We start from the raw sequence: 7553 nt of genomic DNA on the forward strand, positions 1-7553 counted from the left end.
TATAGGGTCAAGCAACTATTTGAGATAAATCCATGAAGATTGGCGAACTGGCAAAACTGACCGATTGCCAAGTGGAAACCATCCGCTACTACGAACGCGAAAGCCTGCTGCCGCCGCCTGCGCGCAGTGACGGCAATTATCGGGTGTACACCCAGGCTCATGTTGAGCGGCTGACGTTTATTCGCAATTGCCGCAGCCTGGACATGACTCACGAAGAAATCCGCAGCCTGTTGAGTTTGCGTGACAGCCCGCAAGACCAATGCGAGAGCGTCAATGCATTGATCGACGAACACATCCAACACGTCAACGCCCGGGTCGCCAGCCTGCAAGCGCTGCAAACGCAATTACTGGAACTGCGCCAACGCTGCACCGACGGCACGCTGAAACACTGTGGGATTTTGCAGCAGTTGGAAGTGAGTGGCGCGGTGATAGCGGTGGAGAGCGAGCATTCTCATGTGGGGAGAAGTCATGGGCATTGATGGCGGCGTGTCTACGACAACGCGCTAAGCCCTTCCCGAATTCATTCGGGAAGGCGATGTGTCAGGCACCCATTTTCAAACAGCCATCGGCGCCGTCATGGCTGGGTGATGTTGATACCCTTCCAGCGAGAAATCAGCCGGTTCGATCAGCTCCAACCATTCTGGTTGATACACGCCAGTCTGGGCGAACGCTGGCACGCGCTCGGAGATCACCAACTGAGGCGCCGGGAACGGCTCGCGCTTGAGCTGTTCATTGAGCATGTCCAGGTGATTTTCATAGACGTGGGCATCACCAATGAAATACGTGAACCAACGCGGGGTGTAGCCCGTCAGGCGTCCGATCAGCGACAGCAACGCCGCGCCTTCGGTCAGGTTGAACGGCGTTCCCAGCCCCAAATCGTTGGAGCGGATATACAGCGTCAGGGAGATTTCGCGAGTTTCCTGGTTAGGGTGGAACTGGTAAAGCAGATGACACGGCGGTAAGGCCATTTCATCCAATTGCGCGCAGTTCCAGCCATGAAACAGAATCCGCCGGCTGCCTGGGTCTTTCATGATGGTGTCGACACACTGGCGAATCTGGTCGATGGCCTTGTACAGCACCACATAGGCCTGACCGTATTCTTCGGACTGAGCAATTTGCCGATAGCCATGACTGATCGCCAGCTCGATAGCCTTGACGTTGCCAGAATCGATACGTTTATACGCGGGCCACTTGCGCCATTGCACACCGTAAATTTCGCCTAAATCGTCTTCGCCCTTGCGGAATGGGTTGTCCAGCCATTGCGCGTTTTCGTTGGCGTTTTGGTCCCAGACCTTGCAACCCAGCTCTCGAAACTCTGCGGCGTTGCTCACGCCACGCAGGAAACCGACCATTTCGCCGATGGCCGACTTAAAGGCCATGCGCCGGGTGGTAATCGCCGGGAAGCCCTCTTTCAGGTCATAACGCAGCATGGCGCCGGGAAAACTAATGGTTTTGACCCCGGTGCGGTTCGCTTGCAGCGTTCCGTTTTGGATCACATGAGCGACCAGATCCAGATATTGCTTCATACATTACCCTGCATCAATGAACCCGCCGGACGTAAACGCCCGGCATTTCAGTGTTAAACCGTCGCGCTTTTGGTGGCAGATGCGCGGTGATACGCCAGCCAGATCAGCACCAGACCGCCAATGATCATTGGCAGGCTCAGAATCTGACCCATAGTGACCCAGCCCCAAGCCAAATAGCCCAGCTGCGCATCCGGCACGCGGACGAATTCGACGACAAAGCGGAAGATCCCATAGAACAACGCGAACATCCCGGAAACCGCCATGGTCGGACGGGGTTTGCGCGAGAACAGCCAGAGGATGACGAACAGTGCCACGCCTTCCAGCGCGAATTGATAAAGCTGCGACGGATGACGCGGCAACTGCGCCGGATCGCTGAACGGCGGGAAAATCATGGCCCACGGCAGGTCCGTCGGTTTGCCCCACAATTCGGCATTGATGAAGTTGCCGATACGCCCGGCGCCCAAACCAATCGGGACCATCGGCGCAACATAGTCCATCAATTGGAAGAACGACTTGCCGTTGCGCCTGCCGAACCACCAGGCGGCAATCATCACGCCGATAAAGCCGCCGTGGAACGCCATACCGCCTTTCCAAACTTCGAAAATCAACAGCGGATTGGCGATGTAGGCACTCAGGTCATAGAACAGCACATAGCCCAGTCGCCCACCGACGATAACCCCCATGGCTAGCCAAAAGATCAGGTCGGAGAGCTTTTCTTTGGTCCAGGTCGGGTCGAAACGGTTCATACGACGTGACGCGAGTAACCATGCACCACCAATGCCGACCAGGTACATCAAGCCATACCAATGAATCTGCAGCGGGCCAATGGCCAATGCAACTGGATCAATCTGCGGGTAAGGCAGCATTGCGACTCCTCAAATAAACGCTTTGGCAGCAGCGGTCAGCCGTCTGCGATTTTCAATCGGTCATGGTAACGGAAGCACACCCTTTAGCTCTACCCGTGTGAGCGGATGGGTGTCGGATCGATCTGCGGTACAGTGGTGAAAAAGGAGGTTCGCATGTGCCTGATCGTCTTCGCTTGGCGCCCCACTCACCGGCAACCGCTGATCGTCGCTGCCAACCGCGATGAATTTTACGCGCGCCCGACCCAGCCAATGACTGAATGGCACGATGCGCCCGGCGTGTATGCGGGCCGGGATCTGGAAGCTGGTGGGACGTGGCTCGGTATCGGAAACCACGGTCGATTTGCAGCGCTGACTAACATTCGCGATCCGAATCACCCGCCGGGACGACGCTCTCGCGGCGAACTGGTTGCGCGGTTTCTGACCGGTGAGCAGCCCATTGAGGATTATCTGGCCGAAGTGGTGGCATGTGCAGGCGAATATGGGGGTTTCAATTTGTTGCTGGGCACGGCGGATTCTTTGTTTTTCCTGAGTGCGGTCAGTGCGCAGCCGCAGCTACTCAAGGCCGGTGTTTACGGCCTATCAAACGCCGGACTGGACACTCCATGGCCAAAGCTGTTGAAAGCCAAAGCGGCGCTGCTCGCTGAATTAGACGATCCGCAAGTCTCGGCGCTATTGGGGTTACTGCGCGATCCTGACATTGCACCCGAGGCTGGTCTACCTGACACCGGGGTAGGACGGGTTACGGAAAGCCTGTTATCCAGCGTGTTTATTTCCAGCCCGAACTACGGCACGCGCGCCAGCAGCGCATTGATCGTTAATGCCGACGGCAGTCGTCACTTCGCTGAACACAGCTTCGGGCCGTATGGCGGGCATTTAGGGGTGGTTGAGTTGATTGTTTGACCTAAATCCCTGTGGTGCCGTGCTGCGTGATCAATGCCCTTTAACCGACGCCGGATTAATCATCCGGGCCAGGCCAAGATTACGCAGGGCCAACTGCAACGAGCTGCGGATGACTTGCGGATTGTCGTTGGTCATCAATTGCGCCAGCAACTCCTTGGCCTTGCTCAGGTGGATCTGACGCAACATCCACTTCACTTTCGGCAAGTTGGTGGCATTCATCGACAAACTGTCATAACCCATTGCCATCAATAGCACCGCTGCCGCGGGGTCGCCGGCCATCTCACCGCAAATGCTCACTGGTTTACCTTCCAAATGGGCATCGTGCACCACATGCTGCAACGCCATCAGCACTGCCGGGTGCAGGTAGTCATACAGATCGGCAACCCGTGGGTTGTTGCGATCTACCGCCAATAAGTATTGGGTCAAGTCGTTGGAACCCACCGAAAGGAAGTCCACCTGACGCGCCAATTCACGGGTTTGGTACACCGCTGCCGGGACTTCAACCATCACACCAATTGGCGGCATCGGCACGTCGAACCCTTCGTCGCGTACTTCGCCCCAGGCTCGGTGGATCAGGTGTAACGCTTCTTCCACTTCGTGGGTGCTGGAAATCATTGGCAGCAAAATCCGCAGGTTGTTCAAGCCCTCACTGGCCTTGAGCATGGCGCGGGTCTGCACCAGGAAAATTTCCGGGTGATCGAGGGTGACGCGGATACCGCGCCAGCCCAGGAACGGGTTGTCTTCTTTAATCGGAAAGTACGACAGCGATTTATCGCCACCGATGTCCAGGCTGCGCATGGTCACTGGCAATGGGTGGAAAGCCGCCAATTGTTCGCGATAAATCGCGAGTTGTTCTTTTTCGCTCGGAAAACGCTGATTGATCATGAACGGCACTTCAGTGCGGTAAAGACCTACACCTTCGGCTCCGCGCTGTTGCGCGCGCGCGACGTCTGCCAGCAGGCCGGTGTTGACCCAAAGTGGCATGCGATGCCCGTCCAGCGTCACGCACGGCAATTCACGCAAGGAGTCCAGACCTAAGGACAGCTGGCGCTCTTCTTCGACCACTTCAGCGTATTGCTTGCGCAAAATATCGCTGGGGTTGGTGTAAACCTCACCGTGATAGCCATCGACAATCAGCTGGATGCCATCGACTTTGGAATAAGGTAGATCCACCACGCCCATGACCGTGGGAATACCCATGGCCCGCGCCAAAATCGCGACGTGGGAGTTGCCGGAACCGAGCACCGAGATCAGGCCGACCAACTTGCCTTCGGGCACCTCACCGAGCATCGCCGGTGACAGTTCTTCGCTGACCAGAATGGTGTTGTCGGGATAAACCAAGGTTTGCTGACGTGCTTCCTGCAGATAAGCCAACAGCCGACGACCCAAATCCTTGACGTCGGAGGCGCGCTCACGCAGATAAGCGTCGTCCATCAATTCAAAACGTTTGACGTGCTCGTTGACTACCTGGCGCAGTGCACCTTGGGCCCATTGGCCGGTCTTGATCACGTCGGTCACTTCACTGCCCAGAGAAGCGTCGTCGAGCATCATCAGGTAAACATCAAATAATGCACGCTCTTCAGGTCGCAGCTGCGTGGCGAGTTTGGCCGAGAGCGAACGCATATCGCCGCGTACGCCTTCCAGTGCATTTTGGAACAACGCCAATTCAGCTTTAATGTCGCTGACGTTCTTGTCGGGCACCACTTCCAGATCAGCCGGGGGCAACATCACCACAGCTGTACCGACAGCCGCGCCTGGCGAGCCCGGCACGCCAACAAACTTGGCTTCTTGAATGCCTTTGCCTTGACGACCCAAGCCACGAATCGAACCAGTGGCTTCGGCGTGGGCGATAACGCCAGCCAACTGAGCGCTCATGGTCACGAGAAAGGCTTCTTCGCCCTCGTCGAACTGGCGCCGCTCCTTTTGCTGGATCACCAACACCCCGACCACGCGACGGTGGTGGATAATCGGTGCGCCAAGGAACGAGGCGTAGCGCTCTTCACCAGTCTCGGCAAAGTAGCGATAACGTGGGTGGTCAACAGCGTTTTCCAGATTCAGCGGCTCTTCGCGGGTCCCCACGAGACCGACCAAACCTTCGTTCGGCGCCATGCTGACCTTACCAATGGATCGCTTGTTCAGGCCCTCGGTGGCCATTAATACAAAGCGGTTGGATTCGGTGTCGAGCAAATAGACCGAGCAGACCTGGCTGCCCATGGCCTCTCTGACGCGTAACACAATAATCCCCAACGCCGCCTTGAGATCCTTGGCGGAGTTAACTTCCTGGACGATCTTGCGCAGCGTATTGAGCATGGCTGGGGGTCGAACTCCGTGGTCAGTCGCGCGCCAACAGGCGCGGTGCAAGTTCTTTAAGGGCGCGTCTGTAAACCTCGCGCTTGAATGTCACTACCTGGCCCAACGGATACCAATAACTGACCCAACGCCAGCCATCAAACTCCGGTTTACCGGTCAAATCCATCCTTACCCGCTGCTCGTTTGAGATCAGGCGCAGAAGAAACCACTTTTGCTTCTGGCCGATGCACAGCGGTTGGCTGTGCGTTCTGACCAAACGCTGCGGCAAACGATAACGCAACCAGCCACGGGTGCAGGCGAGAATTTCAACATCCTGCCGTTCCAGCCCGACTTCTTCATTCAATTCGCGATACAAAGCGTCTTCTGGCGTCTCGAGCGGGTTGATTCCACCCTGCGGAAACTGCCAGGCATCTTGGTTGATTCGCCGAGCCCATAAGACCTGACCAGCATCATTTGTCAGAATAATCCCGACATTAGGACGGAAACCATCGGGGTCGATCACGGCAGCGGCCTCGTAAACGCATGTCGTCGCATTGTTCCACAAAGCTGTTGAAAGCAGCAACGAGGCTTCGCAGCTTATGTGAACTCTTGTGAAAAGCTCGTATTCTGACGGCCTTTTCCGTGGTAATTCAGTGAGTAACTTCATGCGCCTGGCCTTATTCGACCTTGACAACACACTTCTAGGTGGCGATAGCGATCACGCTTGGGGAGATTATCTCTGCGAACGCGGCATTCTCGACGCCATCGCCTACAAAACGCGCAACGACGCGTTTTACCAGGATTACCTGGCGGGAACCCTCAACCTGACGGACTATCTGAACTTCAGCCTGGAAATCCTCGGTCGCACCGACATGGCCCAGTTGGACATATGGCACCGTGAGTTCATGCGCGACTGCATCGAGCCGATTATTTTGCCCAAAGCCGAAGCGCTGGTGGCTAAGCACCGTAAAGCGGGTGACAAACTGCTGGTGATCACCGCCACCAACCGCTTTGTGACCGCGCCAATCGTTGCGCGGTTTGGTGTTGATACCTTGCTGGCCACCGAGTGCGAAATCGTTGATGGTCGCTACAGCGGGCGAACAACCGACGTCCCGTGCTTCCGCGAAGGGAAAGTGACGCGACTTAATCGCTGGCTAGAGGAGACCGGATTCAATCTCGACGACAGCTACTTCTACAGCGACTCAATGAACGACCTGCCCTTACTGGAGCAAGTAGCCAACCCAATAGCTGTCGACCCAGATCCAACGTTGCGCGCTGAAGCCGAGCGGCGTGGCTGGCCGGTAATCACGCTGAGGAATTAAGCCGTTTCGAATGGTTCCTCCGCGAATAAGTTGCGAAGAGGGAGTCTCGGTACTCCGGACATAACGCTTGGGTTTAAACCGGCTTAGCCCCCATCAACCCCGCGATGGCGATAAAACACACGCCGCAGAACAGGGCGAGGGCCAAGGTGAATTTGGGGTGACCGATGACGGAGGGGACGCGCAGGCGGTTGAGGCGCACCAACAGCCACGCCCAGCTCAGGGTACCGAAGGTGTAAAGCACGCTCGCGGCCAATAACCAGGTCTGGCCCAATGGCCAGCCGGCGTAATGCACCAGCCACCAGCCGCTGACCGGCAAGATCAACAAGCACAAGCCCATCAAGATCCAGGCAAACAACCATGGTCGCTGCAAGGTGCGGCGCTGGGCGGTCAAGTCGCCAGCACGGCGGCTGCGAATGACCCAGACCACAAGCGCCAATGCGCTGAGTAGAAGCAGCACGGTGGCGACAACGTGGACGATTTTGATGGCGGTGAAATATTCCATTTTTGGTAAATTCCTGTCAGAGCTTATTAGTCAGGGTAGCAGCGCAGCAGTGCTCCTCAGCGGGTTAGCCTAGGAACAGCTTGTAAGCCGGGTTTTCGCTTTCATCCCAATACGGGTAGCCGATTTCCGCCAACGCCGCCGGAATCAG

8 protein-coding genes and 1 pseudogene are annotated in these 7553 nt (G+C 56.7%); 3 read left to right on the plus strand and 6 right to left on the minus strand.

Annotated features, from left to right (window positions below; translation table 11 throughout):
- The first annotated feature begins 32 nt into the window (after positions 1-32).
- On the plus strand, positions 33-479 hold the full coding sequence (gene cadR, locus QN378_RS22195; protein WP_322206354.1) for a Cd(II)/Pb(II)-responsive transcriptional regulator: 447 nt from the start codon (positions 33-35) through the stop codon (positions 477-479).
- A 75-nt stretch (positions 480-554) separates the two neighbouring features.
- Here the strand turns inward: cadR and QN378_RS22200 are convergent, their stop codons facing one another.
- A complete protein-coding gene (locus QN378_RS22200) occupies positions 555-1526 on the minus strand; it encodes a thymidylate synthase (protein ID WP_322206353.1) in 972 nt (323 codons plus the stop codon).
- Between the two features lie 53 nt (positions 1527-1579).
- Complete coding sequence (gene lgt, locus QN378_RS22205) at positions 1580-2392, minus strand: prolipoprotein diacylglyceryl transferase (protein WP_322206352.1); 813 nt, start codon at positions 2390-2392, stop codon at positions 1580-1582.
- Positions 2393-2545: 153 nt separating this feature from the next.
- Here lgt and QN378_RS22210 point away from each other — a divergent pair, with 153 nt between their 5' ends.
- The gene (locus tag QN378_RS22210) at positions 2546-3292 is read left to right on the plus strand and encodes an NRDE family protein (protein WP_323550636.1); all 747 of its coding nucleotides are present in this window, start codon (positions 2546-2548) and stop codon (positions 3290-3292) included.
- A 30-nt stretch (positions 3293-3322) separates the two neighbouring features.
- Here QN378_RS22210 and ptsP read toward each other — a convergent pair whose 3' ends face one another.
- Complete coding sequence (gene ptsP, locus QN378_RS22215) at positions 3323-5602, minus strand: phosphoenolpyruvate--protein phosphotransferase (protein ID WP_322206350.1); 2280 nt, start codon at positions 5600-5602, stop codon at positions 3323-3325.
- 22 nt (positions 5603-5624) lie between these two features.
- Positions 5625-6104 carry an RNA pyrophosphohydrolase gene (locus QN378_RS22220; RefSeq protein WP_322206987.1) on the minus strand — a complete coding sequence of 160 codons (480 nt, stop codon included), beginning with the start codon at positions 6102-6104 and terminating at the stop codon, positions 5625-5627.
- 142 nt (positions 6105-6246) lie between these two features.
- Here QN378_RS22220 and QN378_RS22225 point away from each other — a divergent pair, with 142 nt between their 5' ends.
- Positions 6247-6903 (plus strand): HAD family hydrolase, encoded by a 657-nt coding sequence (locus QN378_RS22225; protein ID WP_322206349.1) that lies wholly within the window; start codon positions 6247-6249, stop codon positions 6901-6903.
- Between the two features lie 73 nt (positions 6904-6976).
- Here QN378_RS22225 and QN378_RS22230 read toward each other — a convergent pair whose 3' ends face one another.
- Both QN378_RS22230 and QN378_RS22235 read right to left on the minus strand, forming a co-directional pair.
- Positions 6977-7405: a DUF2269 family protein gene (locus QN378_RS22230; RefSeq protein WP_323550633.1), complete on the minus strand. Its 429-nt coding sequence runs from the start codon at positions 7403-7405 to the stop codon at positions 6977-6979.
- A 64-nt stretch (positions 7406-7469) separates the two neighbouring features.
- Positions 7470-7553, minus strand: a pseudogene (locus tag QN378_RS22235) (threonine dehydratase); the annotation flags it as partial.

The organism is Pseudomonas sp. 10S5 (assembly GCF_035019745.1).
Lineage (GTDB): Bacteria > Pseudomonadota > Gammaproteobacteria > Pseudomonadales > Pseudomonadaceae > Aquipseudomonas.

What these genes read in the sequence shown, in the direction of transcription:
- QN378_RS22225 (WP_322206349.1), top strand. Translation starts at nt 6,247, where the DNA reads ATGCGCCTGGCCTTATTCGACCTTGACAACACACTTCTAGGTGGCGAT.
- QN378_RS22210 (WP_323550636.1), top strand. Translation starts at nt 2,546, where the DNA reads ATGTGCCTGATCGTCTTCGCTTGGCGCCCCACTCACCGGCAACCGCTG.
- QN378_RS22200 (WP_322206353.1), bottom strand. Translation starts at nt 1,526, where the DNA reads ATGAAGCAATATCTGGATCTGGTCGCTCATGTGATCCAAAACGGAACG.
- lgt (WP_322206352.1), bottom strand. Translation starts at nt 2,392, where the DNA reads ATGCTGCCTTACCCGCAGATTGATCCAGTTGCATTGGCCATTGGCCCG.
- cadR (WP_322206354.1), top strand. Translation starts at nt 33, where the DNA reads ATGAAGATTGGCGAACTGGCAAAACTGACCGATTGCCAAGTGGAAACC.
- ptsP (WP_322206350.1), bottom strand. Translation starts at nt 5,602, where the DNA reads ATGCTCAATACGCTGCGCAAGATCGTCCAGGAAGTTAACTCCGCCAAG.
- QN378_RS22230 (WP_323550633.1), bottom strand. Translation starts at nt 7,405, where the DNA reads ATGGAATATTTCACCGCCATCAAAATCGTCCACGTTGTCGCCACCGTG.